Source organism: Azotobacter armeniacus (assembly GCF_054779355.1).
Map to the genome: position 1 here is coordinate 14,549 of NZ_BAAGYK010000123.1, position 24,610 is coordinate 39,158.

Sequence of the window (24,610 nt, forward strand, 5' to 3'; positions counted from 1 at the left end):
TACCCCCAATGCCCTGCGCCCGTGCGTTTGCACGGGCGCAGGGCTTCGCACCTTCAGGCCAGGGTGAGCAAATCATCAAGGCCGATGCGGCGGGCGAAGTCAGTTCTCATGGATCAGGTGGTGTTGCAACTGGTAGGAGATCCAGCCGGCCATCGCGCCCAGCCCGGTGGCTCCGCCAAGCTGCACGAGAGTTTCCAGGGAAGGCTCGAGGTGCGCAGCGAAGAAGGTGATCACGCCCAGGAAATAGCCCAGGATGTTGTTCAGCCAAGGCAGTGCGCGCAGCGACACGACGATCATTGTGACGATGAAGACCGCGATCGGCAGCGCGAACACTCCCAGACTGGGTGCCAGCACACCGAGCGTCAACGCCGAGCCGATGCCTAAGGCGTGCCCCAGCCAGACACAGGCCAGGTTGATCGCGCCATCGCGACTGCTTGGCCCACGACTGAAGAAGGCGACAAAGCCGACGAACATCGCCCATACGGGCAGAGTCAGCGCTGCGCTCGCCCCCGCCGCCAGCGCGGCGGTCAGGGCCGCAACGGTAGTGAAGGCGACGAACCTGAGCGTTGATGGTTTGCGGTGTGCCAAGGCTTCTGTTTGCTGGCTCATGGTTATTGCTCCTTTTCAATCTGGAGCTCAGGCGAGGCCGCCGTTGGGACGATGCCACAAGCCTCGACCTTGACCAGCACCTCAGTAGGACGAAGTGTAGGAACCGGGATCTCTTCGATCACCATGGGTTTACCACATTCATACATACGAGCAGCACGCATCATTTTTGTTGTCATTGTTATCCCCACTCTATCGTTTTTGTTTTTTCAACCACACACCCGACCGATCACATCGGTAGCGAGCAACCGTGACACCTTCATTACGGCGCGGACCATCCCATACGGCCATTTCGGCAACCCCATTGTTAGGGGGCCAAGGAATCAGTTGCCGAGGTGCTTGCTCCCAGCATGAAGAAAATCGCCTTGGCCAGCCGTTGGGACTTATTGCGCCACGCATGGCGCGTACCGTTTTGAATTACCACATCGCCGGCCCGCAGCAAGCGCTGCTCGCCATTGTCCAATTCCAGATACAGTTCACCTTCAAGCAACACGGCATAGTCGACAGTCGGCGTGCGGTGCATACCTGGGTGTTCGACTTCGAAGCGTTCAATCAGCCCGGGCAGTGCCGCTGTCATTTCTTCGAAGGCACGCTTCGGGTCCAGCGGCGAAGCCATTACACTGTCCGGAGGAAAGCTCACAGCCAGTAATGATGTGTTCCCTGCACTTGGTATCAGCGAGCCTTGCAATAGAGTCGGGTCTTCGGCAACGACGGGCAGCGTCGGCGAACCTTCGGTACACCACACCTGGGCTATGCCGTGACCGGGTATATCGGTGAAGTCCTTGGCTCGCGGCGCCATCCCGTCGGAAACAAACACAGCATTGCCGAGCGCATCATGGCCCGTCACCACTCTTCGTATCTGCATCAGAAATCTCCCATGATCAGCAAGCGTTCGAAATCTGTCGCGACAACATGGATGGGCGAAGTGCGGAAGCACTTCGCCCATCGTGTTCTCACGGGCAGATAACGTAATTGCTGAACCCACCAAGGCGGTTTTCGATCCCGCTTATGGCCTGGTTGATCTGATCCAGCGGGAAGGCGTTGTGTTCGAAGAGCGACAGATCAAGTACGCCCGACTCGACCATGTCGGCCATTTGCTGCCCCTGGCCGGTGGTGAACCAGACTGAGCCGCTGACCGAGATGTCATTGTCCATCATCCAGTGCACATCCAGCGGCACTTTGTCGGCGACAGCACCAACGTTGACCAGGTGACCACTGCGATGCAGGCAGCGCAGTGAGTCAGCCAGGGTATCGGCAGGGGCGCCAGGACCCAGCGCATCGATCACCACATCCAGACCGCCGCCCTGGGTGACATTGTTCACCCACTCAGAGGTTGGGCAACTGCCCAATTTGTGAATCTCGATACGGCCGGGTGCGGCCAAGTCCTTCACACGTTGGAACAATGCTTCATTGCGTGCCGTGCCGAGAACCTTGCGCACCCCCATGGCCAATGCCAGGGCCAAAGCTCCAAGGCCGAGAGTACCGCTGATGCCATTGATCAGGATGGTGCTGCTGGGGCCAACATTGGCCTTGAGCAGCGCACGATAAGCGGTACCCAGGTAGCCTAGGCGCGCAGCCGTCTCGAAGCTCATGCAGTCCGGCAGTTTGACCAGGCTGTACTGCGGCGCTGGCATGTACTCGCACAGGCCACCGTACGGGTAGTCCTCAAACATACGCGGGCTTCGCGAGGTGAAGCCGAAGTAACCATTGAAGGTAAAGGCCGTACAGCCAGTGGTGTTGCCTGACCGACAGGCACGGCAGGAGCCGCAATGGCGCGCCGGATTGACGTAGACCCGGTCACCCGGCTTGAAGTCATACACTTGCTCGCCAACCGCTTCAACAACACCCGCCGGATCCAGGCCGAAAATGGCCGGCAGCTTCGGCAGTGGTAATTCTGGGAACCACTTGACCCAGTTGGTCAGGATATTGTGTAGGTTGGGGACGATGCCACAAGCCTTGACCTTGACCAGCACCTCGGTGGGGCGAATCGTAGGTACCGGGACCTCTTCGATCACCATGGGTTTGCCGCATTCATACATACGAGCAGCACGCATCATTTTTGTTGTCATTGCTATCTCCCACACTATCGTTTTTGTTTTTTCAACCACTCACCCGATCAGCAGATCGGTAGCGAGCAACCGTGACACCTTGACAATAAGCTGTGTTGTGCCTGCGTGCGGATGGCGGCAGTCTTAACGCAAGCCATCCTCGCCTTGCACGTCGCCGACAGCCAGTCCTCCGAGCCGGGCGTGGATACGACCACCGGTCGCCATGGCCAGTCCGAAAGCGATTTCATTACGGCGCGGACCATCCCATACGGCCATTTCGGCAACCCCGAAATGGCTGCGCACATAAGCGGCTTGGATATGCCCCAGGGGAATCATCACCCGACACCCCGGACCGGCAATGGTTTTCGCAGCCGGCACAATGGCCTTTGGATTACCCAAAGCCTCACGCATTGCCCAACCACCTGCCTCATGCCAGACAGCACCGTGCTCGAGCTCACCGTCCTCTCCGACAATGGCGCCCTTGCCGTATGCCTGAACCTTGTCCGCGCCACCCAGCGCAGTAATCAATCGGTTGGATAGATCACTACCCAAAGCCCTTAACTCCTCCATGAAGGGCAACAAATCCTCGACATATTTTCCTGCGTAGGGGTTTTCCACGATCGCCAGGGCAACTGCGACCTTCAATGGATTGGCTGCGATCGGGCCACCCTCGTGAAGCACCTCTTCGATATCCAGTTTGAATTTGCGGACTTTCACCAATGACATTTTTCGTCTCCTGCGGGTCCCGCTTCATTAGTTTTTACAGTGGGGCTTCCGCAGTATGCATTTTATGGCTTATAGTGCAACAGGATAGTTTTTATGCACAAAACGAGAGAGAGCAACGATGAAGCTGATTTCGTACCGCAAGAACAGCCAAGCTCGCTTCGGCGCAGTCATCGGGGAAAAGGTCGTCGACCTGAGCATGCAGTTCCCTTCCACCCCCAACCTGGCCAGCCTGCTGGCCGACGCCAATTTGCTTGAGCAGGCAAAAGCCTATGCCGGCAGCGCCACCGCCGACTGCGCGCTCAGCGAAGTGCAACTGGAGCCAGTGATTCCGGCGCCCGGCAAAATCATTTGCGTGGGCATCAACTATGTTGCGCACGCCGAGGAAGCCGGACGCAAAGTTGGCCAGTACCCGGTGATTTTCCAGCGCTTCGCGGAAACACTGCTGGCTCACAATGCCCCGCTGCTACGCCCAGTGGTGTCCAAGGAGTTCGATTTTGAGGCTGAGTTGGCCGTGGTGATAGGCAAGGGCGGTGCTCATATCGAGCCTGAGAACGCCATGGAGCATGTCGCGGGCTACACCTGTTTCAACGACGCCAGCGTTCGCGACTGGCAGTTCCACACCCACCAATATGGCATGGGTAAGACGTTCCGCAGCACTGGCTCTCTGGGGCCATGGCTGGTGACCGCCGACGAAATTGCCGACTACCGGGAGCTGCAAGTACGCGGCATTCTCAACGGCGAGCAGATGCAGGAAGGCTCTCTCTCAGAACTGGCGTTCGACATACCGCATCTGATTTCCTACGTTTCCAAGGCTCTAACCTGGAATCCGGGCGACATTTTGGCAACCGGCACCCCCAGCGGTATTGGTTTCAAACGCAACCCGCCAATCTTCCTCAAACCGGGTGATGTCTTCGAGGTAACCATCTCGCAGATCGGCACCCTGTCCAATCCGGTGATCGACGAAGCCTGAGTTTTCCTCTGGCAACCATAAAAACGGGAGCTCAATCCGCATGGCAACCTTGCCTAGAATCAACTTCACCCATACCGGCATACACTGCGCTGACCTGGAGAACATGCTCGAATTCTACTGCCAGAAGCTCGGTTTCATTGTCAGCGACAAAGGCGTTGCCTCTACCGGCCATCGTCTGTACTTCATGACACAGAACCCGGAACTTCATCACCAGGTGGTGCTATTTGACGGCAAGCCGACTGGCCTGCCCTTCAACCCGATCAACCAGTTGTCCTTCCTGCTGGACTCACTGAAGGATCTCAAGAGCTATTACCACTTCGCCAAGGAAAACGGCATCCGGGATATCGAGCAAGTCGACCATGGCAACGCTTGGTCCATGTATTTCAAGGATCCTGAGGGTAACCCAATCGAGATGTATGTGGACTCGCCTTACTACAGCAGCCAGCCCTGCCGCGAACCGCTGGATCTCGAGCAGAGTGATGAGCAGATCATCGCTCAGACGGAAGCCATGTGCCGTAGCCGCCCTGGTTTCCAGACCCGCGACGAATGGATGCAGTCGATCCGCAAGCAGATCGACGAGCAACGCGTTCGCTGGTAATCAATCTTGTGCGGCCTGACATGTTCAGGCCGCCAGACATGCAGGTATGTGACGCCCTATGTACAAGAATTTAATAGCAGGAGAGTGGCGTGAAGGAGCAGGCACTCGCGTGAACCTGAGCCCCTCGGACACCGCAGATCAAGTCGGTCTGTATACCCAGGCCAGCGCGCAGGATACCCTGGCTGCCATCGAGTCTGCGGAGCAGGCACAACCGATATGGGCGGCCAGAAGCCTCCAGCAGCGAGCGGATGCGCTCGACTTCATTGGCAGTGAAATCCTTGCTCGACGTGAAGAGCTCGGCATATTACTGGCCCGTGAGGAAGGCAAGGTGCTGATCGAGGCCATCGCCGAAGTCACTCGCGCAGGGCAAATCTTCAAGTTTTTTGCCGGTGAGGTGCTGCGCATTCAGGGCGAACACATAGCTTCAGTGCGCCCAGGGATCGGGGTCGATATTCTGCGTCAGCCGGTCGGGGTCGTTGCCATCATAACGCCCTGGAATTTTCCCATCGCGATTCCAGCCTGGAAGATCGCTCCGGCCTTGGCCTATGGCAACAGTGTGGTTTTCAAGCCGGCCGACCTGGTTCCCGGCTCCGCCTGGGCATTGAGTGAAATCATCAGCCGTGCCGGGCTACCGGACGGTACCTTCAATCTTCTGATGGGGCGCGGCGGGATCGTTGGCCAGGCCATGGTGGAATCTCCACGGGTCAAAGCCATCAGCTTCACCGGCTCGGCGGAGACCGGACGCAACCTGCTGCAAACCGCCAGCGCCCGCTTTGCCAAGTTGCAGTTGGAAATGGGCGGTAAGAATCCTCTGGTGATCATGAATGACGCGGACTTGGCGCAGGCCGTCGAGTGCGCGGTTCAAGGCTCCTACTTCTCCACGGGACAACGATGCACTGCGTCGTCACGCTTCATCGTCGAGAAAGGCATCTACCGGCGATTTGTCGAAGGCGTTCAGGCGCGATTGGAGAGCCTGCACGTCGGCCACGCACTACATGCCGACAGCCAGATCGGCCCAGTGGCAGACCAGACGCAATATGAGCAGAACCTGAATTATGTCGGCATCGGGCAAGCGGAGGGGGCAATACTAGCCACCGGTGGTCAGCCTTTGAAGCGCGATACCCATGGATACTTCATGAGTCCTGCACTGTTCATCGATACCGCAGCGGATATGCGTATCGCCCAGGAAGAAATCTTCGGCCCCATCGCCTGCGCGATACCAGCCGATAACTACGAACACGCCCTGCAACTCGCCAACGGTACGCCTTTCGGCTTATCCGCCGGCATCTGCACGACTTCGCTGAAATATGCCACGCATTTCAAGCATCACGTGCAAAGCGGAATGGTGATGGTGAACACACCCACTGCAGGGGTGGACTACCACGTTCCATTTGGAGGGACTAAAGGCTCCAGTTACGGACCACGGGAACAGGGCCGCTACGCCGCCGAGTTTTTTACCACAGTTAAGACCGCATATACGCACGTGTGAGCCATACCACAACTCAAACATCTGCACCCTTCCGCCTGACTGGGCGCAACAACAAAAAAATGGAGAAAGTGAACTGCCTCGGGAATTCCGGGGGCTCGAACGGTTTTGACTGGCCTTGTTCTTGCTCTCCATAGCGGTGATTTTTGAGCGCTGCTCGTTCTTCGGGTTTCAAAAAAACGAGAAACACATATGAAAATACTGGTCGCTGTAAAGCGTGTGGTTGATTACAACGTCAAGGTTCGCGTCAAGGCGGATAACTCCGGCGTTGACCTCGCCAACGTCAAGATGTCCATGAACCCGTTCTGCGAGATCGCCGTGGAAGAGGCGGTGCGGCTGAAGGAGAAAGGCATCGCCACCGAGATTGTGGCCGTGTCCGTCGGCCCGGCCCAGGCCCAGGAGCAGCTGCGCACCGCCCTGGCCCTCGGCGCCGACCGCGCCATTCTGATCGAGAGTGACGAGGAGCTCGGCTCCCTGGCCGTGGCCAAGCTGCTCAAGGCCGTGGTCGACAAGGAACAGCCGCAGCTGGTCATCACCGGCAAGCAGGCCATCGACAGCGACAACAACCAGACCGGGCAGATGCTCGCCGCGCTGACCGGCTACGCCCAGGGCACCTTCGCCTCCAAGGTCGATCTCGCCGGCGACAAGCTCAAGGTCACCCGCGAGATCGACGGCGGCCTGCAGTCCCTGGAGCTGAGCCTGCCGGCCATCGTCACCACCGACCTGCGCCTCAACGAGCCGCGCTACGCCTCCTTGCCGAACATCATGAAAGCCAAGAAGAAGCCGCTGGAGACCCTCAAGCCCGCGGAGCTCGGCGTGTCCGTCGCCTCGCGCCTGAGGGTGCTCAAGGTCGAGGCCCCGGCGGAACGCCAGGCCGGCATCAAGGTGGGCTCGGTGGCCGAGCTGGTGGAAAAGCTGAAGAACGAGGCGAAGGTGATCTGAGATGGCAATCCTGGTAATCGCTGAACACGACAATGCGATACTGGCGGCCGCGACCCTGAACACCGTCGCCGCGGCGCAGGCCATCGGCGGGGAGATCCATGTGCTGGTGGCCGGTGCCGGCTGCGCCGCGGTAGCCGAGGCGGCCGCCAAGGTGGCCGGCGTGGCCAAGGTGCTGGTTGCCGACGACGGCGCCTATGCCCACCTGCTGGCCGAGAACGTCGCGCCGCTGATCGCCGGCCTGGCCCAGGGTTACAGCCACGTGCTGGCCCCGGCCTCGACCAACGGCAAGAACTACCTGCCGCGCGTGGCTGCGCTCTTGGACGTCGACCAGATCTCCGAGATCGTCGCGGTGGAAAGCGCCGACACCTTCAAGCGGCCGATCTATGCCGGCAACGCCATCGCCACCGTGCAGTCCAGTGCCCCGATCAAGGTGATCAGCGTGCGCGCCACCGGCTTCGATGCGGTGGCGGCCGAAGGCGGCTCGGCCATTATCGATACTGTTGCCCTTGCCACGGATGTTGGCATTTCCCGCTTCGTTAGCGAGGAGTTGGCTACCTCCGACCGCCCTGAGCTGACCGCGGCGAAAATCGTGGTTTCCGGTGGCCGCGGCATGCAGAACGGCGACAACTTCGCGCTACTGTATCAGCTGGCGGACAAGCTCAGCGCGGCAGTGGGCGCCTCGCGCGCCGCAGTGGACGCCGGCTTTGTGCCCAACGATATGCAGGTGGGCCAGACCGGCAAAATTGTCGCCCCTGAGCTGTACATCGCAGTGGGCATCAGCGGGGCCATCCAGCACCTGGCCGGCATGAAGGATTCGAAAGTCATCGTTGCCATCAACAAGGACGAGGAAGCGCCGATCTTCCAAGTGGCCGACTATGGCCTGGTGGCGGATCTGTTCGAGGCTGTTCCGGAACTGGAAAATAGTCTGTAAGTATCACCTTGAATATTTTTTGAAAACGCTCGTTCAATACAGGGGTGCTCTTCCTTGCCGTTTCGGTTGTCCTCTCTGCCCGGACAAGGAGACCAGAATGGCTCAGGCATGTGGATGGCCTGGCCAGCGCCGCTGGTGCTCGACGGCGCGACGAACGGCCCGGCCTTCCGGGCCTACGTCGAGCAAGTGCTCGTCTCCAGCCCGACTCTGTCGGCAGCATCGTGTTGATGGACAACCTGGGCTCCCGCAAGGTCGCGGGCGTGCGCCAGGCCATCGAAGGGGCGGGCGCCACGCTGCGCTACCTTGCCCTACAGCCTCGACCTCAATCCGATCGAGATGACATCTCCAAGCTCAAGGCGCTGCTGAGAAAGGCGGCGGCGCGGACCGTTTGTCATTTTCAGAAGGCGACTGCACCAATTCATTGGGTTGGCCGCAATGTGTGCAGGGGACTTCTGAACGATACCGGTCATTAGGCCTCTGCACCAAACCGCCTCCGTGTCCGGAAAACGATGGCGAAGGGACTGAATGTCCGAGAGGCCGCCGCACGCCTCAAGATTGGGAAGACAGTCCTATACGCTGCTTTGAAAGCCACCCAATCCGGCACCAAGGATGACCGTGCAGCTGACTCCTGACATTTCATGCAGTCACCTTCTGAAAACGACAAGCAGGCCCGAGCAGGACCTCGGGGTGATGGGCGGCGCTGCCGTGTCCAGCATAGGCCCGGGTGAGCGCGCCCAAGCCAAGTCTTTCCATCGCTTCGAGAATGAAGCTGGCCGGGTGGCTTTCAGGCAGCCAGTCGTCCATCGATGGCGGAAGCAGGTAGGCGGTCTTGCGGTCTTGCGGTCTTGCGGGCGAAAGCGGCTCATGCGGTGGCCACAAGAAACTTTCTTTGACTTAAAATCATATTTATGCACAAAAATGATAAAATGCACTATAAATACACTTGCGCATACATTTAAAGCAACACCATAATGTCTTACTTGCTGAGGTACACTGATATGCAGTTGAAACCCATTCTCGAACTCAAAGAACTAGATGGCATGCTGGCTGCTGCGGAAGAAGAAGCCATCCGCAATGGTTGGGCGGTCTCCATCGCAGTCGTTGATGATGGTGGGCACCTACTCGCGTTCAGACGCCTGCCCGGAGCCTCCAAGTCCTCAGCCCAGATCGCTATCGACAAGGCGCGCTGCTCAGCTCTTACCCACCGTCCCACGAGTTTCTTTGCCGAGATGATGGCAGCCGGACATGCAGGTGCTGCGTCTCTTGCAGGAGTAATTCCGATGGGGGGCGGCCTACCTGTCCTGTTTGAAGGCCAAGTCGTTGGCGGCATTGCCGTAAGCGGTGTGAAGTCCGAGTTCGACGTGCAGATCGCCAAGGCAGGCCTGGCCTTCATAGTGCGCGACGAAAGTCACTTAACACGCTCCTAACTCATCAGCTGAGGAGCGGACCATACCCCAACAACCCGACTACTCGTGCCGTCGCACGAATGGATAGCTAGCTGTAACAACAATAAAAAAGCAGAAGAGGTTTCCAGTTTCCATGAAGATGCAACATATCCATCAGGTAAGCCTGGGATGCTCCTCCCCCACCATCAGCTCCATTGGTGCTGCCATCGCCCTGTGCTCATCGGTCAATACCGATAACACAGAGAAACTGCACGGACGCAAGGGCGAACTGCTCGATGCATTCTTGTACGGCGCCACGGATATTGGCTCGACGCGCCTGTCAGGTAATTTGTCCAGATCTAGGGTGAAAGCTTGTTCTTTGGTGCCAATGGCATCGCCAATACTTAGTCGACGGTCGACTTGGTCAAGCTGCAATCGGTGCCAGGCTCGCAGTTCAAGGAAATTCTGCTGCCCACTGAACAGATATCGGGCAACTGGCAACCGCCTGACACCGTCAGCGTGAGTGCTAAGTACTCGAACGAAATTTTCCCGGATTTTCTGCTGTTCCGAACCAGGCCAACCCCTGTATTTCAGAGGCTTGCACGGACAATGCAGGGGACACATATCGGATTAAACTCTTCGAGCACTTAAAAAATACTTGCTTTCATTTCTTGCACATATACTCCCCTTATAACAACAATTAATTATCAGGCAGTTATGAAAAAAACTTTTGTATTCTCGATGTTGGCCGGCGCTCTGATTTTTAGCTCAACTGCAATCTCGGAAGAGAGCCTCCTTGAGGCCCGCTACAATCCCCCACCGCCGGAGGTGCAGGAGGAAACTCAGAGGAAGGAAGGAGGATCGCCACTGCTCTGGCAGGACAACAGTGTAAGTTATTTATGGGGCAAGGATTATGAAGTCACTACGCATCACCAACAGAACTTAACCTTCGAGCACTTCAGCCTTTGGAACTGGGGGGACCTTTGGGCTTTCTGGGATAACTACTGGTTCAACGGCGGCTCGACCGCAAATGGTAACCATCAGTATTATGGCGAGATCACGCCTCGTTTCAGCCTCGGCAAGTTGACTGGCAAGGATATGTCGTTCGGGCCTGTCAAGGATGTACTTCTGGCCGTCTCCTACCAATACGGCTCGGGGGATGTGGAAGCGCTCCGGTTCGGCCCAGGCTTCGACTTTGATATCCCGGGCTTCAATTTTGTCCAGCTGAATGTCCTCTACATCAAGCCGGAAGGCAGTCGACATGCATCCGGTTCCTGGATGCTCAATCCGGTATGGTCGATCACCTTTCCCGTGGGCCGTTCGGATATTCTCTTCGACGGCTTCATGGATTGGACCATAAACAACAGGAGCGACAGTAGCGATCCGAGTCGAAACTATCATTCCAATCTCCATTTCAATCCGCAGATAAAATATGACCTGGGCAAGTTAATGAACTTTGGGGAAAAGCGGCTGTATGTCGGTATTGAATACAATTACTGGTCAAATAAGTATGGTATAAAAGATACGTCGCACTTTGATACCAACCAAAACGCCACCAGTCTACTCGTTAAGTATCATTTCTGAATCATGGGCAGCCGGGGAGCTCTTCAAAAATACATGACTTATCAGCTCCCCGGCATAGGGGTATTATTTGCCCATGGCATCTGATCTTACTATGCCATAAATGTAAATGTCCTATGCATGAGCCGCCATCCAACCATGGCAATATTCAAGCTGGATTGCGCACTCACCCTTGGCTGCCGGGGGGAGACCAGTGAAGGCGGTCAGAAATTTATATGATATGTGAATCCAAAAAGAACTGGCCCGAACCAATTCGGGCTCTTGCTCATCGTGATTTTCGATATTATTTTATTGGGCAGGCCATTTCCACATTGGGTAAGTGGATCCAGCAAGTAGCATTGTCTTGGCTTATTTATCACTTGACCGGCTCTGCAGCTTTGCTAGGTAGCGCGACATTTGCTGCATTAATCCCACAATTATTAATTGGCCCGCTAGCAGGTGCTTGGATTGATCGTTATGAAAAACGAAAACTATTAATGATAGTGCTTTTCTTGCTAGCAATGCAGTCTATTGTACTTGCGCTTCTTACTGCTTTTGATGCTATTGATTCGCCGCTGATTTTATTGATGTCCTTGGCTTTAGGCATCCTTAACGCATTAGACACACCGCTGCGCCAGTCATTGATTAGTAGTTTCATTAAAAATAATAAAGATCTTCCTAACGCTCTTGCGCTTAACGCTATGTTATTGAATGGCTCACGCTTTATTGGCCCTCATTTAGCTGGTGGATTAGTTGCCTTAATTGGTGAGGCCGCTTGCTTTACTATAAATTCATTAGCGTTTCTTGCGCCACTAACTGCGCTTTTTTTCATTAAAAGCCATCCAGCAAAACTCGCTCAAGGCACATTCGGCAAGATATTTAAAGAAGGATTGTATTATATATTTAAAGATATGCCAACTCGGACACTTTTAGCTACTGTAACTGCTATAAACTTGACTGCGTCAAGCTATGCTGTATTGCTTCCCATCTTTGCTAAAGATTTATTTGTCGGAGGGGCTGGAACTTTAGGATGGTTATGGGGGGCAGCCGGAGGAGGGGCTTTTATCGGTACGCTTTTCTTATCCTTAAAAAAAGATTTATCCAGGCTGGCTTTCTCTATTATTTATATTACTTTTGTATGTGCTTTGGCTATGATTGGTATTGCCATAAGCCCATCATTAAGTATGTGCTTGATTGCTCTTGTTGTTTTGGGGTTCTGTATTACGACTACCAATGTGAGTATAAACATACTACTGCAGACAAGCACTCCAGAAGAATTACGGGGTCGGATTGTGGCAATATATGTTTCAATTCGCTTTGGTTTTGAAGCTGTTGGAGGACTATTTGCAGGGCTGTTTGCCGCATATATAGATCCTCGTATGGTAATGGGCTTGGAGAGTGTGTTGCTTTTAGTCTATGCGTTTTGGTTTTTTCATCAAAGACAACTATTTAAATAAATATTAATTTGTTGGCCATTAAAGCTCCGGAGGAGCTCTGAGAAATTGCTGCTCAATTTATGGAAATAGCCTTTACTATTCCCAGTGCGAAGGCCTCTGGTAGGGGGTTGGGGAGCAATGGAGCCGGCTTTCTTCCGATCGACAACAACGCCGTCGAATGGGCCTCATCGGGCGCAAAAATTGGTTGTTCAGCGACACGCCCAAGGGCGCGACCGCCAGCGCCCAACTCTACAGCCTGGTGGAAACCGCCAGGGCCAACGGGCAGGAACCCTACGCCTGGCTGCGCCATCTCCTCGAACGACTGCCGTTAGCCCAAAACGTCGAGGACTACGAGGTGCTGCTGCCGTGGAACTTCACTCCGACGGCGCCACAGTAAAAGATCGGCACAACCGTCAACAGACGGGGTGATGAGCGTGCTTTTGCGCAGTCCCGCTTGAGTGCAGGGTTAGCCGTGTTTATGATCAGCATTGTCTTCGGTTCCCGGAGTGTCAGTATACCCACGAAGCATCATGTATTTTGATAGCTGTGCCGGAGTAAGTATCTCGGCTTGAGCTAAATGGGCTTCAAGGTGCGCTCTGCGCACCTGTGCTTGAAGTTCACCGATTCGTATTAAAGACCGATCGAGCGACTCTGGCGTAATCTTTTTTTCTGCAAACATCTTGTCTAGTTTGCGCTCCTCTTCAACAAGAGGCCGACCAAGCGAAATGGCCATGGACTCCATGCTCCTGAAGAGAGTCTCGGTGCGTTGCTTCTGATCTGTGGTAAGTCCAAGTTCGGAAGCCAAGGCTAATACATGAGACGGGCCGGGATAGCCATTCAGTTCAGCGGCCTTCGCAAGCCCCAAACCTTTCCCGGAAAGATAGTCCTGAACATCCTCGGAACTGAGTGCCTTTATATCTCGTGATTCTTGTCCGGAATAAGGGGATAGCGGGTTTGCATTGGCAAGGTTGGAGAGTAATACGGAAGACACCATACATGCGAACAACAGTACTGATTTGTTCATATTGAATCTCCTTTTTGTATGACAGGGCGAACGAAGTGAGCGATTTGAGTGCTGTGATGGACTCTCCCTGCACCACACTTATCCGCACCAACGGTGCCGTGAGTGATGTGCGGAGGATTGCAGCGATGCCCAAACAGATTGCAGTGGATTTGGCCAAGTCCGTTTACCAGGTTGCCGTGAGCGTCCGTGCCGGTCAGGTGAGTCAGCGCAAGCGGCTGAATCGCGAGGCGTTTCGCCGATATATACAGGAGCAGGCCGAGCCGGTCGAGTGGCTGATGGAGGCCTGTGGCACCGCGCACTATTGGGGACGTTTCGCCCAAGCGCTGGGGCATCGGGTGACCCTGTTGCATGCGCGCTACGTGAAGCCCTGCCGGCGGCGCAACAAGACCGACCGCAACGACTGCGATGCCATTCTCGAAGCCGCGCGCTGCGCCGGCATCCATCCGGTGCCGGTGAAGAGTCACGAGCAGCAACAACTGCAGCAACTGCATGGCCTGCGCGAGACCTGGAAGAAGAGCCGCACCCAGCGCATCAACCTGCTGCGCGGCATCTTCCGCGAGATGGGCATTGAGGCGCCAGCCGCCACTGCCGCCTTCCTCCGCGCCGCCCACGAACTGGTCGAGCGCCCCGAAGTGGCGGTCCTCCTCTCGGTGGATGAGCAAAGCGTCATCCACCCTACTAACTTGATCGCTTCATCCGCACTTCGAATGCCCGCAATTCAGGCAGGTCGTGCACCCTTCCAACTGCACCACTGCCTGGGTATGGCATTGCCCGCAGAGCTGCGCGCCGGGCGGGAAGCCTTCGCCGGGTTCAAGTGCGGCGGCGCCCTGGCTGGCTTCGTAGGCGGCGCGCTTTTCGGCCAGGTAGCGGCGCTGGGCTTCGTCCGGCGAGTGGCCGCGCAGGAGGCCGATGGCGATCAGATGGCGCTCCAGCACCGCGCCGATCTCGGCGACGATCGAGGGCATGTACACCCCGCCCTTCTTCAGGTAGCCGCCGCGCGGGTCGAACACCGCCTTGAGTTCCTCGACGAGAAAGGTGCAGTCGCCGCCCTTGCGGAGTACCGCGGACATGATCCGGGTGAGGGCGACGATCCACTGGAAGTGGTCCATGTTCTTCGAGTTGATGAAGATCTCGAAGGGCCGCCGCTGCTCGAAGCGGGTGCCGGCGTTGAGCAGGATATCGTTGATGGTCACGTAGAGGGCGTGCTCGAACAGCGGCGACTTGATCTTGTAGGTGACGCCGATCAGTATCTCCGGGCGCTCCAGGGTCTCGTCCAGCTGCACGGGCGCTGGCTGCCCTGCGGCCTCGGCCTCGGTGGGCCGCAGGCGCTCGTCGACCACCTCGAAGCTCTTGATGCGCTGTGTGATCTTGACGGTCATGGGTGTTCCCCCTTTTTCTCCCCGATGCAGGCCGTGGTGGAAAACGCTGCGCGGTTTTCCACCGGGTGGCCATCCACCCTGCCGAGCCTGCGACCCGTTGCCGGCAGGCATCCGCATTGCCAGCCTTGCGGCCGGTCGGTGGGTTACGGCCTGCGGCCTAACCCACCCTACGGAGCCACCGGGTCCCGCGCCCCTAATACTTGCCGTAATAGCCTTCCTTCAGCGCGTCGAACAGGTTGGCGGCGGTGTTCACCTCGCCGTCATACTCCACCAGCTCGTTGCCCTTGAGTTCGACCACGCTGCCGTCCTCCAGCTCGAAGCGGTACAGCGTCTTCTCCAGGTCGGCCTCGCGGACCAGCACGCCCTGGAAGGCCGCCGGGTTGAAGCGGAAGGTGGTGCAGCCCTTGAGGCCCTGGCGCCAAGCGTAGCGGTAGATGTCCTTGAACGCCTCGAAGGGGTAGTCGGTGGGCACGTTGGCGGTCTTGGAGATCGACGAGTCCACCCACTTCTGCGCCGCCGCCTGGATGTCCACGTGCTGGGTCGGGCCGATGTCGTCGGCGCTGACGAAGTAGTCCGGCAGCCTGTGCGCCGGATCGTCGCTGCCCGGCTGCGCCTGCGGATTGACCAGGGCGCGGTAGGCCAGCAGCTCGTAGCTGAACACCTCGACCTTCTCCTTGGCCTTGCGCCCGGAGCGGATCAGGTTGCGCGAGTAGTGGTGGGCGAAGCTCGGCTCGATGCCGTTGGAGGCGTTGTTGGCCAGGCTCAGGCTGATGGTGCCGGTGGGCGCGATGGAGCTGTGGTGGGTGAAACGCGCACCTTGCTCGGCCAGCGCGGCGATCAGCTCGGGGGCGAACTCGGCTAGGCGCTGCATGTAGCGCGAGTAGCGCGCGTGCAGCACGCGGCCCGGCACCTTGTCGCCGACCTTGTAGCCGTCGGTGGCCATTTCCGGGCGCTTGCGCAGCATGGCTGCGGTCACCTCGAAGTCCTGCGCCAGCAGCGGCGCCGGGCCCTTCTCCCTGGACAGCTCCAGCGCCACCTCCCAGCCGACCAGCGCCATCTCGCGGGCCACTTCCTCGGTGAACACGCAGGCCTCGGGGCTGCCGTAGCGCAGTTTCAGCAGGGTCAGCGCCGAGCCCAGGCCGAGAAAGCCCATGCCGTGGCGGCGCTTGTCGAGGATCTCGCGGCGTTGCGGCTCCAGCGGCAGGCCGTTGATCTCCACCACGTTGTCCAGCAGGCGGGTGAAGATGCGCACCACCTGGCGGAAGCGCTCCCAGTCGAAGTGCGCCTTGACGGAGAACGGCTCCTCGACGAAGGCGGTCAGGTTGACCGAGCCGAGCAGGCAGGAGCCGTAGGGCGGCAGCGGCTGCTCGCCGCACTGCCCGGTGACCAGGCCGTTGAAGATCACGGCGTTGCCATCGGGCTGGGTGGTGTCATAGACCGGCTCCTCGCCGGCGTATTCGATGGCGGCGATGGGCGAGGTGAAGCGCTGGGTCTTGCGCAGGGGCCGGCCTTGCGCCCAGGCCCGGTAGCGCGCGGTCTTGTTCGGCAGCAGAAAGCCGATCTCGGCCATGAAGCGCTCGCGCGACTCGCCGTCGACGATCAGCTCGAAGTCGGCCTGGCAGGCATAGTCACGCTGCCCTCCCGTGCCATCCGGCAGCCGGCGGATCCTGGCCGAACGCCGCTGGCGGACGCAGCAGTAGATGCCGAAGTTGGCCAGCAGTTGCTGGACGTCCTTGAGCAGCGCCGCGCAACTGGAGGCCAGACGCACCGAGCAGCTCTGCCGGGCCGTGGAAACATTGACCGTGCCGTCGCACTGGAACAGCGCCTGCAGGTAGCCGCGCACGCAGGCTTCGCTGCCGCGCCAGACCACCTCGGGCACGCGCAGCTGGGTGGCGGCGATGAAGCCGTAATGCTCCAGCAGGCGCGCCAGCAGGATCGAGCGGACGAACACCTGATTGCGCTGGGGAACAGCGACGGCCGACAGCCGGTGACGGCCGCCGAGACTGGCGATCAGCGCATTCACCCAGGCCGCCACCGGCTCACCGAGCGCCCGTTCCTCGCCCCACAGGCTGATAATGGCAGCCTGCTGGCCTTTGTCGCGATTAGAGAAGTGCCCGTCGCCAGCGATCAGGCCGAGCAGGATGCCCAGCTCCTCGCTGCCTTCCTGTCCGAACAGGCCCTTGCCGGACTGCACCAGCAGCCGGTCGCCAACCTTGAGGTCGCGCAGCTTGAGCTTGCCGCGCTCACTGTAGAAGTCGTGCCATTCGGTCGCCCGGATCTCATAGCCGTCCGCGGTGACCACCCGCCAGACCGGCGCGCGGGAAGCGCTCAAGAAAGCCGGTTTGGCCGGTCGGCTGGTGACGCCGCGGGTGTTTTCGGCCAGGCAGCGACGATCCACCGCCACCTCGAGTTCGGCGCCGCTGCGTTGCAGTTCGGCGATGGGCACCAGACCGAACCGGGTCGCCAGCCGCGTGTCTCCGGTCACGCACGGGTTGGTCGCCCGGATCTCCTCGCACCACCAGTTGTTGTTCAACTGGTTGACCCGGTCGATGAGGATGAAACCCGGCTCGGCAAAGTCGTAGGTGGAGACCATCAGCATGTCCCACAGGTGGCGGGCGCGGACCTTGCCGTAGACCTTGCAGGCCACCTTGCCATCGTCGCGCACGGGGTAGTCCTCGTGCAGCGGCCAGTCGCGCCAGAGCACCTGCTGTGGGTCGTCGAAGTCCAGCCCGGCCGCCTCCCGGGGATGCACCGGGAACACCAGCGGCCACTCTGCGTCGGCCTCAACCGCCTGCATGAATCCGTCGGTGATCAAAAGGCTCAGGTTGAACTGGCGCAGGCGGCCGTCCTCGCGCTTGGCGCGGATGAACTCGCGCACGTCGGGGTGGGCCACGTCGAAGGTGGCCATTTGCGCGCCGCGCCGGCCTCCGGCAGAGCTCACCGTGAAGCACATCTTGTCGAAGATATCCATGAACGACAGCGGCCCGCTGGTGCGCGCGCCGGCACCGGAGACGAAGGCACCGTGCGGGCGCAGGGTGGAGAACTCGTAGCCGATGCCGCAACCGGCCTTGAGGGTCAGCCCGGCCTCATGGACCTTGCCGAGGATGTCGTCCATGGAATCGCGCAGGGTCCCGGAGACGGTGCAGTTGATCGTCGAGGTGGCCGGCTTCCAGGCCTGTGCGCCAGCGTTGGCGACGATCCGTCCGGCGGGAATCGCGCCGTTGCGCAGCGCCCAGAGGAAGCGTTCGTACCAGTGCTCGCGCCTGTCCTCCGACTCGATCTCGGCGAGGGCGCGGGCGATCCGCTGCCAGGTGGCGTCGATGTCGGCGTCGACCGGCCGGCCGTCGGGCTCGACCAGTCGGTACTTCTGCGCCCAGATGTCCTCGGAAGCGGCCTGCAGGGGAATGCTGCCCAGCCTCTGCGATAGGGGTTCGCCGTGTTTCGCCATGCTTCCCAGGCCTCTCTTGCGGGCGGCGGGCTCTTTCAGTTGGCCTTTGTTGCGTTTGATGCATTCCTGGGCTGGGACTGCTCGGCTTCTTCGGGGAGTTGCTCCCGCGTCACCCAGACACCCACTTCGAGCCTGCCCGCCCCCAGCGGCCCGACGAACGAGCCGGCAACCGGTGGCACCGATTCGGGAAGGTGCGCCACGGCCACGGCAATATAGTTGGTTCCCACCACTTCCCCGTGGGTGGGATCGAATCCCTTCCAGCCGGCGCCCGGCAGGTAGACCTCGGCCCAGGCATGGGTCGAGCCGCCCTGGAGTCCCGCCGGCTCGACATGCAGATAGCCACTGACGAAACGGGCCGGCAGCCCGAGGAGCCGGGCCGCCTCCATGAACAGGTTGGCGAAGTCGCGGCAGGAGCCTGAGCCGAGCGAGAGCGTTTCCCCCGCGCTTTGCACGCCGGGCTCTTCGCGCATCTGGTAGGTCAGCGTCTTGGGGATGTGCTCGTTGATCCGCTGCAGCAGAGCGTAGGTCTGGATCAGCTCGCCCGGCTGCCAGAGCTTGCCGAGCCATTCGGTAAGCTGATCGCTGCCCGCATGCCCGGCGGAATTCATGTAGGGAGATAACACGACCCGGTCTTCGGGTTTGTAGACAAACGGATAGTTCACCGCATAGTCGGCCACCATGAAGTCCAGGGGCGCCTCGTTGTACTGCTGGATTATGACTTCGCTTTCGATCGTCAGCTTGTTGGTGGGCTCCTTGAAGGTCGCTATCGCCACGGAGTTGTCCTGCGCGTCGCGGTACCAGCTCAGGCTGGCCGGAAGAGGCGTGATGTTCAGGTTCGACGATTCGATGCGCAGCTCATGGCCCTCGCGCGGGCGCAGCAGCAGGGAGTGCGGCCCCAGCTCGACAGGATCGGGAAAGCCATAATGGGTGCGATGAACGATCTTGTAGCGCTGCATGTTCCCTCCTGGTCACCGGCGGCGCCGGCCTGCCATTTTGTGGTGGGACTGTAGACGGTTCCTGCGGTTCCGGTGCAGTGAATCGCTCTCCGCAAACAACTTTTAACCTTTTGATTTGGGCGGGATTGGCGTCGGGTGGAAAGTCGCGAAGGGTTTTCCGCCCGCGGCACCGTAGCTCCTGTCTTCGGCGGCCTCGCGGCCAAGGGGGCCTGGGCTCCCCGGTTGGCGGTGCGACAGCCGGCCATCAGAGCGGGCGCGGGAATTCCTACAGCGCCTCCAGGCAGCCCGCCAGCCCCTCGCCCAGGCGCTCCAGCAGCTGCTCGTAGCCTTGCGGCCCGACCGGGACGGCACTGCCCAGCGGATCGAGTTCGGCCAGGCGCACTGGCAGGCCGGCGCTCAGGGTCTGCGCCAGGCGCGGCTGCAGCGGGGGTTCGCTGAACACGCAGGACGGACCGGCTTCCTGCAGGCGCTGGCGCATGCGGGCGACCTGGCGGGCGCCGGGCTGCACGTCCGGGGAGATGCTGAAGACCCCGGCATGGTCGAGGCCGTAGGCCGCTTCGAAGTAGTCGTAGGCCTCATGGAAGACGAAGTAGGGCTTGCCGGCGAGCTTTGCCAGACGCGCCTTCAGACGCCGGTCGAGGCTGTCCAGGCGCTCTTCGAAGACCGCCAGGTTGGCCTGGTAGCGCGCAGCGTTGGCCGGGTCGGCAGCCGCCAGGTCGGCGGCCATCCGCGTGGCGATCAGCCGGCCGTTGGCCGGCAGCAGCCAGAGGTGGGCGTCCAGCGTGCCGGGGCGGTGGGCGTGGTCGTGCTCGTCCCCGTTGGCGAAGTGGCGCAGGTGCAGGCCGGGCAGCTCCTGCAGTGCCAGGCTCGGCCGGCTGCGACCGCTCAGCACCCTGGGCAGGAAGGCCTCCAGATCCGGACCGATCCAGTAGAACAGTGTCGCCTCGCGCAGCGCGCGCACGTCGGAGGGGCGCAGCGCGTAGTGGTGCGGCGAGGCGCCGGGCGGCAGCAGTACATCGGGGGTGCCGGTGCCATCCTGCACGGCTGCGGCGATCAGCTGCAGGGGTTTCAGGCTGGTCAGCAGGCGCACTTCGGCCTCTGCCGAAGCCATGCAGCCGGCGAGCAGCAGGGCAGCGAGTGGACGGAACATGGCGGGCATACCCCAGGATCGAAAGTGTAATAGAATAACGTCCCCATGACCGGACGTCGCCCATGACCATCCCGCCCCTGGCCTGTCAGCCCCACGACCACAGTCACTGCATCAGCCAGGCGCTGGCCGAGGCCGAGACGCTCTGCACCCGCCAGGGCCTGCGCCTGACCGCCCTGCGCCGGCGCGTGCTGGAGCTGGTCTGGCAGAGCCACAAGCCGCTCGGCGCCTACGACATCCTCGCCGTGCTGAGCGAGCAGGACGGCCGCCGGGCGGCGCCGCCTACCGTCTACCGGGCGCTCGACTTCCTCCTCGCGCATGGCCTGGTGCACCGCATCGCTTCGCTCAACGCCTTCGTCGGCTGCGACCATCCGGATCACGCCCACCAGGGCCAGTTCTTCATCTGCCGGCAGTGCCACGCAGCTGTCGAGTTGGAGCGCTCGGCGATCAGCGACAGCATTCTCGACAGCGCCAGGAGCCTGGGTTTCCGGGTCGAGGGACAGACCGTGGAAGTGGTCGGCCTCTGCGCCCGCTGCCAGGCGGCGCAATGAGCGACAGCCTGATCCGCCTCGACGGCGTGCGCGTCGTCTTCGCCGGTCGGGAGATGCTGCAGGACGTGCACCTCTGCGTGCAGCCCGGCGAGATCGTCACCCTGATCGGCCCCAACGGCGCCGGCAAGACCACCCTGGTGCGCGTCGTGCTCGGCCTGCTGAGCCCCGACGCCGGCACGGTCTGGCGCCGGCCGCAGCTGCGCATCGGCTACATGCCGCAGAAGCTGCAGGTCAATCCCAGCCTGCCGCTGACGGTGCTGCGCTTCCTGCGCCTGGTGCCCGGCGTCGATCGCGCCGCCGGCGCCGCCGCGCTCGCCGAGGTGGGCGCGACGCAGGTCATCGACAGTCCGCTGCAGAACATCTCCGGCGGCGAGTTGCAGCGCGTGCTGCTGGCCCGGGCGCTGCTGCGCCGGCCCGAGCTGCTGGTGCTCGACGAGCCGGTACAGGGCGTCGACGTGGCCGGCCAGGCCGAGCTGTACCGGCTGATCACCCGGCTGCGCGAGCGTCACGGCTGCGGTGTGCTGATGGTCTCCCACGACCTCAACGTGGTAATGAGCACCACCGACCAGGTGGTCTGCCTGAACCATCACATCTGCTGTTCCGGGCGCCCCGAACAGGTCAGCGGCGACCCGGCCTTCGTCGCGCTGTTCGGCCAGGCCGCACGCAGTCTGGCGCTCTACCAGCACCATCACGACCACGCCCACGACCTGCACGGCGGCGTGGTGCTGCACAAACCCCACGTACACGGCCCCGACTGCAACCATGGCTGATTTCCTGCTCAACGCCCTGCTCGCCGGGCTGGCCCTGGCGCTGGTCGCCGGGCCGCTGGGCTCCTTCGTGGTATGGCGGCGCATGGCCTACTTCGGCGATACCCTGTCCCATGCCGCGCTGCTCGGCGTGGCTGTCGGCCTGCTGCTCGAGGTCAGCCCGACCCTGGCGGTGATCGCCGGCTGCCTGCTGCTCGCCGTGCTGCTGGTGGCCCTGCAGCAGCGCCTGGCGCTGGCCTCGGACACCCTGCTGGGCATCCTCGCGCCAAGCACCCTATCTCTCGGCCTGGTCGTGTTGAGCTTCATGCGAGATGTGCGCATCGATCTGATGGGCTACCTGTTCGGCGACCTGCTGGCGGTCGGCCTGGCCGAGCTGGGGTGGATTCTCGGCGGCAGCGCGCTGGTCCTGCTGCTGCTCGTCCCGCTGTGGCGGCCGCTCTTGGCGATCACCGTGCACGAGGAGCTGGCGCAGGTGGAAGGGCTGCCGGTGGCCGGCATCCGCCTGGCGCTGATGCTGCTGATCGCCCTGGTGATCTCGGTGGCGATGAAGATCGTCGGCGTGCTGCTGATCACCTCGTTGTTGATCATCCCTGCGGCCGCCGCCCAGCGCCATGCTCGCACCCCCGAGCAGATGGCCGCCGGCGCCAGCCTTTTGGGGATGGTCGCGGTCTGCGCCGGGTTGTCGCTATCGTGGTTCCAGGACACCCCGGCCGGACCGTCCATCGTGGTTGCGGCGGCCGCGCTGTTCCTCGCCAGCCTCGCCTTGCCGCGGCGCGCCGGCTGAACTTGGCCGGTGCGCCGGGGTCTGCTTCCTGATGTGCCGGCGGCAGGTGTAGAGTGGGCAGAAGAAAATGGATAGAGAATCCTGTCATGCCCGCGTCGCTCCTTCGCTACCTTATCCCGCTGTTGCTGCCGCTTCTGCTTGCCGCCTGCCAGCGTGGTGGATCGCCGGAGCCTGCAGACATCGCACCACCGCCGCCTCCGCCGAGCCTCAGCCAGGAGCTGGAGCGGCAACTGAGCGAAGGCGACCTGCCCGCCGCCACCGCCAGCTTCAAACGCCTGCAGAGCGAGCAGCCCGGTCTCGTGCTGGAGGGCTACCAGCGTCGCCTGTCCGAGGCCTGGCTGAAGCGCGGCGAGCAGGCTCTGGAGCGCGGCGACATGAGCGACGCCGCCACCGCCCTGGGCAACGCCCGCGCGCTGATGCCCAGGGCCCCGTCGCTGAACCTGCCGCGCCAGGGCGGCACGACCGGCAAGCCCTAGCGCGGGCTTGGCCGCGTTGGCGGCAGCTGTGCTGCCGTTGCTGGATTAGCCGCACGGCGGCGTAATCCACCCTACGGAACCCGACCTTTCGGGCAGGGTGGAAAACCCGCGCAGCGGTTTTCCACCGTGGCCCGCCTCCTGTACAGGTAGCATGCGTTCGCTGTCCCTCCCGCCGCCGTCCTCAGGACACCAGTACCGCCGCGCCCTGGAAACGCCTGTGGCACAGGTCGTCCAGCGCCCGGTTGGCATCTAGCGCCGGGTTTCCGTCCGAATACCCACCCGTTCGGCAACGGCGAAGAAGTCGAGGCCGTCCTGGCAGGTCAGGTTGGCCACAGACAGCACTTCGCGCTCCTCCCAGAGGGCGCCCGTCAGGGCTGCGCCTCGACCAGCTGCGGCAGGCGCTCGGCCAGTTTGCTGACGTTCAGCGGGGCGCGGACGAAGCCGCGCTGGGTGCCGTCCGGGCCGAGCAGGGCAAGGTTGCCGCTGTGGTCCACGGTGTAGTTCTCCCGGCTGGGGTCGCCGGGGATGAAGGGGATGCCGAGGGTGCCGGCCAACTGCTGGATGCTCTCCAGCTCGCCGGTCAGGCCGCGGTAGTCCGGGTCGAAGAAGGCCAGATATTGCTTGAGCTGCGCCGGGGTGTCGCGCCCCGGATCGACGCTGACCATCACCACCTGCAGGCGCTCGCGGGTCGCCGGCGGCAGCCGGCCTTCGAGCTGGCGCAGTTGGGCGAGGGTGGTTGGACAGATGTCCGGGCAGAAGGTGTAGCCGAAGAACATCAGGGTCCACTTGCCGGCGAGCGACGGCAGCGCGACCGCCTGGCCGTCCTGGTCGGTCAGGGTGACGGGCGGCAGGCTGCGGGCCTGCGGCAGCAGGACGATACCCGCCTCCAGAAGCTGCGCCGGGTCGGCCTGGCGCGAGCCGTTCAGGACCTTGGAAAAGGTCAGGCCGAGCACGATGGCAATCAGGGCGACGAGGATGAGAACGGTCTTCTGGAGGCGGGTCATGGGTGGTCCTGGGGGTTAGGGACTGTTGATACTACTCCACGCGGCCGCGACGGAGCCTGTTTTGGCGGGGGGTTAGGCGCGAGGAGAGAAGTTTGGTCATTCCAAACGAACGACGAGCAACGACGCACCGCGCCAAAACAGGCCCGTCCCTGCGGGTTGCGCGGCAAATGGTGCCATGCGTCGTTGCGGGACTTGGCAAGGGAATGCCATTCCCTGCGTCCCGCGCCTCGCTTGGCGCCATTTGTCGCGGCAACGCGGCTCGCGGAGAGTAGTGTCAACAGACCCTAGCACTACAGTTGCATATTTAGCCTTCATCTGCCTTGCTTGATGTATTCCCTTGCCTGGGAGAGACCGGATGACAACTGCATCGATCGAGACAACCCTGG

The 24,610-nt window shown here is 61.0% G+C and carries 25 protein-coding genes and 4 pseudogenes; 16 read left to right on the top strand and 13 right to left on the bottom strand.

Annotated elements, in window-relative coordinates; all coding sequences use genetic code 11:
- Window positions 1–99: 99 nt before the first annotated feature.
- The 5 genes from ACYVD0_RS17085 to ACYVD0_RS17105 all read right to left on the bottom strand — a co-directional run bounded on the left by ACYVD0_RS17085 (window position 100) and on the right by ACYVD0_RS17105 (window position 3,380).
- A complete protein-coding gene (locus tag ACYVD0_RS17085) occupies window positions 100–609 on the bottom strand; it encodes a DUF1097 domain-containing protein (protein WP_460427924.1) in 510 nt (169 codons plus the stop codon).
- A 2-nt stretch (window positions 610–611) separates the two neighbouring features.
- Window positions 612–785: a hypothetical protein gene (locus tag ACYVD0_RS17090; RefSeq protein WP_460427925.1), complete on the bottom strand. Its 174-nt coding sequence runs from the start codon at window positions 783–785 to the stop codon at window positions 612–614.
- Window positions 786–913: 128 nt separating this feature from the next.
- Window positions 914–1,471: a cupin domain-containing protein gene (locus tag ACYVD0_RS17095; protein WP_460427926.1), complete on the bottom strand. Its 558-nt coding sequence runs from the start codon at window positions 1,469–1,471 to the stop codon at window positions 914–916.
- An 88-nt stretch (window positions 1,472–1,559) separates the two neighbouring features.
- The gene (locus ACYVD0_RS17100) at window positions 1,560–2,675 is read right to left on the bottom strand and encodes an alcohol dehydrogenase catalytic domain-containing protein (RefSeq protein WP_460427927.1); all 1,116 of its coding nucleotides are present in this window, start codon (window positions 2,673–2,675) and stop codon (window positions 1,560–1,562) included.
- A 123-nt stretch (window positions 2,676–2,798) separates the two neighbouring features.
- Window positions 2,799–3,380: an amino acid synthesis family protein gene (locus ACYVD0_RS17105; RefSeq protein ID WP_460427928.1), complete on the bottom strand. Its 582-nt coding sequence runs from the start codon at window positions 3,378–3,380 to the stop codon at window positions 2,799–2,801.
- A gap of 118 nt (window positions 3,381–3,498) precedes the next feature.
- On the opposite strand from ACYVD0_RS17105, the gene ACYVD0_RS17110 reads away from it, so the two are divergent.
- The 6 genes and pseudogenes from ACYVD0_RS17110 to ACYVD0_RS17135 all read left to right on the top strand — a co-directional run.
- Window positions 3,499–4,350 (top strand): fumarylacetoacetate hydrolase family protein, encoded by an 852-nt coding sequence (locus ACYVD0_RS17110; RefSeq protein ID WP_460427929.1) that lies wholly within the window; start codon window positions 3,499–3,501, stop codon window positions 4,348–4,350.
- Window positions 4,351–4,390: 40 nt separating this feature from the next.
- Window positions 4,391–4,948: a VOC family protein gene (locus tag ACYVD0_RS17115; RefSeq protein WP_460427930.1), complete on the top strand. Its 558-nt coding sequence runs from the start codon at window positions 4,391–4,393 to the stop codon at window positions 4,946–4,948.
- A gap of 58 nt (window positions 4,949–5,006) precedes the next feature.
- Window positions 5,007–6,437 (top strand): aldehyde dehydrogenase family protein, encoded by a 1,431-nt coding sequence (locus ACYVD0_RS17120; protein ID WP_460427931.1) that lies wholly within the window; start codon window positions 5,007–5,009, stop codon window positions 6,435–6,437.
- A gap of 189 nt (window positions 6,438–6,626) precedes the next feature.
- Entirely contained in the window at window positions 6,627–7,376 is a 750-nt protein-coding gene (locus ACYVD0_RS17125; protein ID WP_460427932.1) for an electron transfer flavoprotein subunit beta/FixA family protein, read from the top strand.
- 1 nt (window position 7,377) lies between these two features.
- Window positions 7,378–8,307 carry an electron transfer flavoprotein subunit alpha/FixB family protein gene (locus ACYVD0_RS17130; protein ID WP_460427933.1) on the top strand — a complete coding sequence of 310 codons (930 nt, stop codon included), beginning with the start codon at window positions 7,378–7,380 and terminating at the stop codon, window positions 8,305–8,307.
- A 126-nt stretch (window positions 8,308–8,433) separates the two neighbouring features.
- Window positions 8,434–8,700 (top strand): annotated as a pseudogene (locus ACYVD0_RS17135) (transposase); the annotation flags it as partial.
- Window positions 8,701–8,943: 243 nt separating this feature from the next.
- Here the strand turns inward: ACYVD0_RS17135 and ACYVD0_RS17140 are convergent.
- Window positions 8,944–9,186, bottom strand: a complete 243-nt coding sequence (locus ACYVD0_RS17140) for a hypothetical protein (RefSeq protein ID WP_460427948.1) — start codon at window positions 9,184–9,186, stop codon at window positions 8,944–8,946.
- Window positions 9,187–9,305: 119 nt separating this feature from the next.
- On the opposite strand from ACYVD0_RS17140, the gene ACYVD0_RS17145 reads away from it, so the two are divergent.
- The 5 genes and pseudogenes from ACYVD0_RS17145 to ACYVD0_RS17165 all read left to right on the top strand — a co-directional run.
- The gene (locus tag ACYVD0_RS17145) at window positions 9,306–9,734 is read left to right on the top strand and encodes a GlcG/HbpS family heme-binding protein (RefSeq protein WP_460427934.1); all 429 of its coding nucleotides are present in this window, start codon (window positions 9,306–9,308) and stop codon (window positions 9,732–9,734) included.
- A 396-nt stretch (window positions 9,735–10,130) separates the two neighbouring features.
- Window positions 10,131–10,343: a DUF1302 family protein gene (locus ACYVD0_RS17150; RefSeq protein ID WP_460427947.1), complete on the top strand. Its 213-nt coding sequence runs from the start codon at window positions 10,131–10,133 to the stop codon at window positions 10,341–10,343.
- 66 nt (window positions 10,344–10,409) lie between these two features.
- Complete coding sequence (locus tag ACYVD0_RS17155; RefSeq protein ID WP_460427935.1) at window positions 10,410–11,276, top strand: outer membrane protein OmpK; 867 nt, start codon at window positions 10,410–10,412, stop codon at window positions 11,274–11,276.
- A gap of 212 nt (window positions 11,277–11,488) precedes the next feature.
- A complete protein-coding gene (locus ACYVD0_RS17160; protein WP_460427936.1) occupies window positions 11,489–12,709 on the top strand; it encodes an MFS transporter in 1,221 nt (406 codons plus the stop codon).
- Window positions 12,710–12,831: 122 nt separating this feature from the next.
- Window positions 12,832–13,085: pseudogene (locus tag ACYVD0_RS17165) on the top strand (transposase domain-containing protein); the annotation flags it as partial.
- A 69-nt stretch (window positions 13,086–13,154) separates the two neighbouring features.
- On the opposite strand, the gene ACYVD0_RS17170 reads toward ACYVD0_RS17165, so the two are convergent.
- Complete coding sequence (locus tag ACYVD0_RS17170) at window positions 13,155–13,712, bottom strand: hypothetical protein (protein WP_460427937.1); 558 nt, start codon at window positions 13,710–13,712, stop codon at window positions 13,155–13,157.
- A 125-nt stretch (window positions 13,713–13,837) separates the two neighbouring features.
- Between ACYVD0_RS17170 and ACYVD0_RS17175 the strand changes: the two are divergent.
- Window positions 13,838–14,356 (top strand): annotated as a pseudogene (locus ACYVD0_RS17175) (IS110 family transposase); the annotation flags it as partial.
- A gap of 48 nt (window positions 14,357–14,404) precedes the next feature.
- Here ACYVD0_RS17175 and ACYVD0_RS17180 read toward each other — a convergent pair.
- From ACYVD0_RS17180 to ACYVD0_RS17195, 4 genes are all read right to left on the bottom strand, one after another.
- Window positions 14,405–15,091, bottom strand: coding sequence for a vitamin B12-dependent ribonucleotide reductase (locus ACYVD0_RS17180; RefSeq protein WP_460427938.1), 687 nt, complete (start codon window positions 15,089–15,091; stop codon window positions 14,405–14,407).
- A 193-nt stretch (window positions 15,092–15,284) separates the two neighbouring features.
- The gene (locus ACYVD0_RS17185) at window positions 15,285–18,539 is read right to left on the bottom strand and encodes an LAGLIDADG family homing endonuclease (RefSeq protein ID WP_460427939.1); all 3,255 of its coding nucleotides are present in this window, start codon (window positions 18,537–18,539) and stop codon (window positions 15,285–15,287) included.
- 35 nt (window positions 18,540–18,574) lie between these two features.
- Window positions 18,575–19,495, bottom strand: a complete 921-nt coding sequence (locus ACYVD0_RS17190; protein ID WP_460427940.1) for a transglutaminase family protein — start codon at window positions 19,493–19,495, stop codon at window positions 18,575–18,577.
- 265 nt (window positions 19,496–19,760) lie between these two features.
- Window positions 19,761–20,645, bottom strand: a complete 885-nt coding sequence (locus ACYVD0_RS17195) for a zinc ABC transporter substrate-binding protein (RefSeq protein ID WP_460427941.1) — start codon at window positions 20,643–20,645, stop codon at window positions 19,761–19,763.
- Window positions 20,646–20,707: 62 nt separating this feature from the next.
- Between ACYVD0_RS17195 and ACYVD0_RS17200 the strand changes: the two genes are divergently transcribed.
- The 4 genes from ACYVD0_RS17200 (at window position 20,708) to ACYVD0_RS17215 (ending at window position 23,220) form a co-directional block, all read left to right on the top strand.
- Window positions 20,708–21,193: a Fur family transcriptional regulator gene (locus ACYVD0_RS17200; protein ID WP_460427942.1), complete on the top strand. Its 486-nt coding sequence runs from the start codon at window positions 20,708–20,710 to the stop codon at window positions 21,191–21,193.
- On the top strand, window positions 21,190–21,963 hold the full coding sequence (gene znuC, locus ACYVD0_RS17205; protein ID WP_460427943.1) for an ATP-binding cassette domain-containing protein: 774 nt from the start codon (window positions 21,190–21,192) through the stop codon (window positions 21,961–21,963). Before ACYVD0_RS17200 ends, znuC begins: the two co-directional genes overlap by 4 nt.
- Window positions 21,956–22,744 carry an ABC transporter permease gene (gene znuB, locus ACYVD0_RS17210; RefSeq protein WP_460427944.1) on the top strand — a complete coding sequence of 263 codons (789 nt, stop codon included), beginning with the start codon at window positions 21,956–21,958 and terminating at the stop codon, window positions 22,742–22,744. The genes znuC and znuB overlap by 8 nt, the downstream gene beginning before the upstream one ends.
- A gap of 86 nt (window positions 22,745–22,830) precedes the next feature.
- Window positions 22,831–23,220, top strand: a complete 390-nt coding sequence (locus ACYVD0_RS17215; protein WP_460427945.1) for a hypothetical protein — start codon at window positions 22,831–22,833, stop codon at window positions 23,218–23,220.
- Window positions 23,221–23,401: 181 nt separating this feature from the next.
- Here ACYVD0_RS17215 and ACYVD0_RS17220 read toward each other — a convergent pair.
- Together ACYVD0_RS17220 and ACYVD0_RS17225 are read right to left on the bottom strand one after the other, a co-directional pair.
- A pseudogene (locus ACYVD0_RS17220) lies at window positions 23,402–23,580 on the bottom strand (alcohol dehydrogenase); the annotation flags it as partial.
- 8 nt (window positions 23,581–23,588) lie between these two features.
- Complete coding sequence (locus ACYVD0_RS17225; RefSeq protein WP_460427946.1) at window positions 23,589–24,224, bottom strand: SCO family protein; 636 nt, start codon at window positions 24,222–24,224, stop codon at window positions 23,589–23,591.
- Between the last annotated feature and the right edge of the window lie 386 nt (window positions 24,225–24,610).

Bases quoted from the DNA above. Each gene is read 5' to 3' on its own strand.
- ACYVD0_RS17085 (WP_460427924.1), bottom strand. From the start codon at position 609: ATGAGCCAGCAAACAGAAGCCTTGGCACACCGCAAACCATCAACGCTC.
- ACYVD0_RS17090 (WP_460427925.1), bottom strand. From the start codon at position 785: ATGACAACAAAAATGATGCGTGCTGCTCGTATGTATGAATGTGGTAAA.
- ACYVD0_RS17095 (WP_460427926.1), bottom strand. From the start codon at position 1,471: ATGCAGATACGAAGAGTGGTGACGGGCCATGATGCGCTCGGCAATGCT.
- ACYVD0_RS17100 (WP_460427927.1), bottom strand. From the start codon at position 2,675: ATGACAACAAAAATGATGCGTGCTGCTCGTATGTATGAATGCGGCAAA.
- ACYVD0_RS17105 (WP_460427928.1), bottom strand. From the start codon at position 3,380: ATGTCATTGGTGAAAGTCCGCAAATTCAAACTGGATATCGAAGAGGTG.
- ACYVD0_RS17110 (WP_460427929.1), top strand. From the start codon at position 3,499: ATGAAGCTGATTTCGTACCGCAAGAACAGCCAAGCTCGCTTCGGCGCA.
- ACYVD0_RS17115 (WP_460427930.1), top strand. From the start codon at position 4,391: ATGGCAACCTTGCCTAGAATCAACTTCACCCATACCGGCATACACTGC.
- ACYVD0_RS17120 (WP_460427931.1), top strand. From the start codon at position 5,007: ATGTACAAGAATTTAATAGCAGGAGAGTGGCGTGAAGGAGCAGGCACT.
- ACYVD0_RS17125 (WP_460427932.1), top strand. From the start codon at position 6,627: ATGAAAATACTGGTCGCTGTAAAGCGTGTGGTTGATTACAACGTCAAG.
- ACYVD0_RS17130 (WP_460427933.1), top strand. From the start codon at position 7,378: ATGGCAATCCTGGTAATCGCTGAACACGACAATGCGATACTGGCGGCC.
- ACYVD0_RS17145 (WP_460427934.1), top strand. From the start codon at position 9,306: ATGCAGTTGAAACCCATTCTCGAACTCAAAGAACTAGATGGCATGCTG.
- ACYVD0_RS17155 (WP_460427935.1), top strand. From the start codon at position 10,410: ATGAAAAAAACTTTTGTATTCTCGATGTTGGCCGGCGCTCTGATTTTT.
- ACYVD0_RS17160 (WP_460427936.1), top strand. From the start codon at position 11,489: ATGATATGTGAATCCAAAAAGAACTGGCCCGAACCAATTCGGGCTCTT.
- ACYVD0_RS17170 (WP_460427937.1), bottom strand. From the start codon at position 13,712: ATGAACAAATCAGTACTGTTGTTCGCATGTATGGTGTCTTCCGTATTA.
- ACYVD0_RS17180 (WP_460427938.1), bottom strand. From the start codon at position 15,091: ATGACCGTCAAGATCACACAGCGCATCAAGAGCTTCGAGGTGGTCGAC.
- ACYVD0_RS17185 (WP_460427939.1), bottom strand. From the start codon at position 18,539: ATGGCGAAACACGGCGAACCCCTATCGCAGAGGCTGGGCAGCATTCCC.
- ACYVD0_RS17190 (WP_460427940.1), bottom strand. From the start codon at position 19,495: ATGCAGCGCTACAAGATCGTTCATCGCACCCATTATGGCTTTCCCGAT.
- ACYVD0_RS17195 (WP_460427941.1), bottom strand. From the start codon at position 20,645: ATGTTCCGTCCACTCGCTGCCCTGCTGCTCGCCGGCTGCATGGCTTCG.
- ACYVD0_RS17200 (WP_460427942.1), top strand. From the start codon at position 20,708: ATGACCATCCCGCCCCTGGCCTGTCAGCCCCACGACCACAGTCACTGC.
- znuC (WP_460427943.1), top strand. From the start codon at position 21,190: ATGAGCGACAGCCTGATCCGCCTCGACGGCGTGCGCGTCGTCTTCGCC.
- znuB (WP_460427944.1), top strand. From the start codon at position 21,956: ATGGCTGATTTCCTGCTCAACGCCCTGCTCGCCGGGCTGGCCCTGGCG.
- ACYVD0_RS17215 (WP_460427945.1), top strand. From the start codon at position 22,831: ATGCCCGCGTCGCTCCTTCGCTACCTTATCCCGCTGTTGCTGCCGCTT.
- ACYVD0_RS17225 (WP_460427946.1), bottom strand. From the start codon at position 24,224: ATGACCCGCCTCCAGAAGACCGTTCTCATCCTCGTCGCCCTGATTGCC.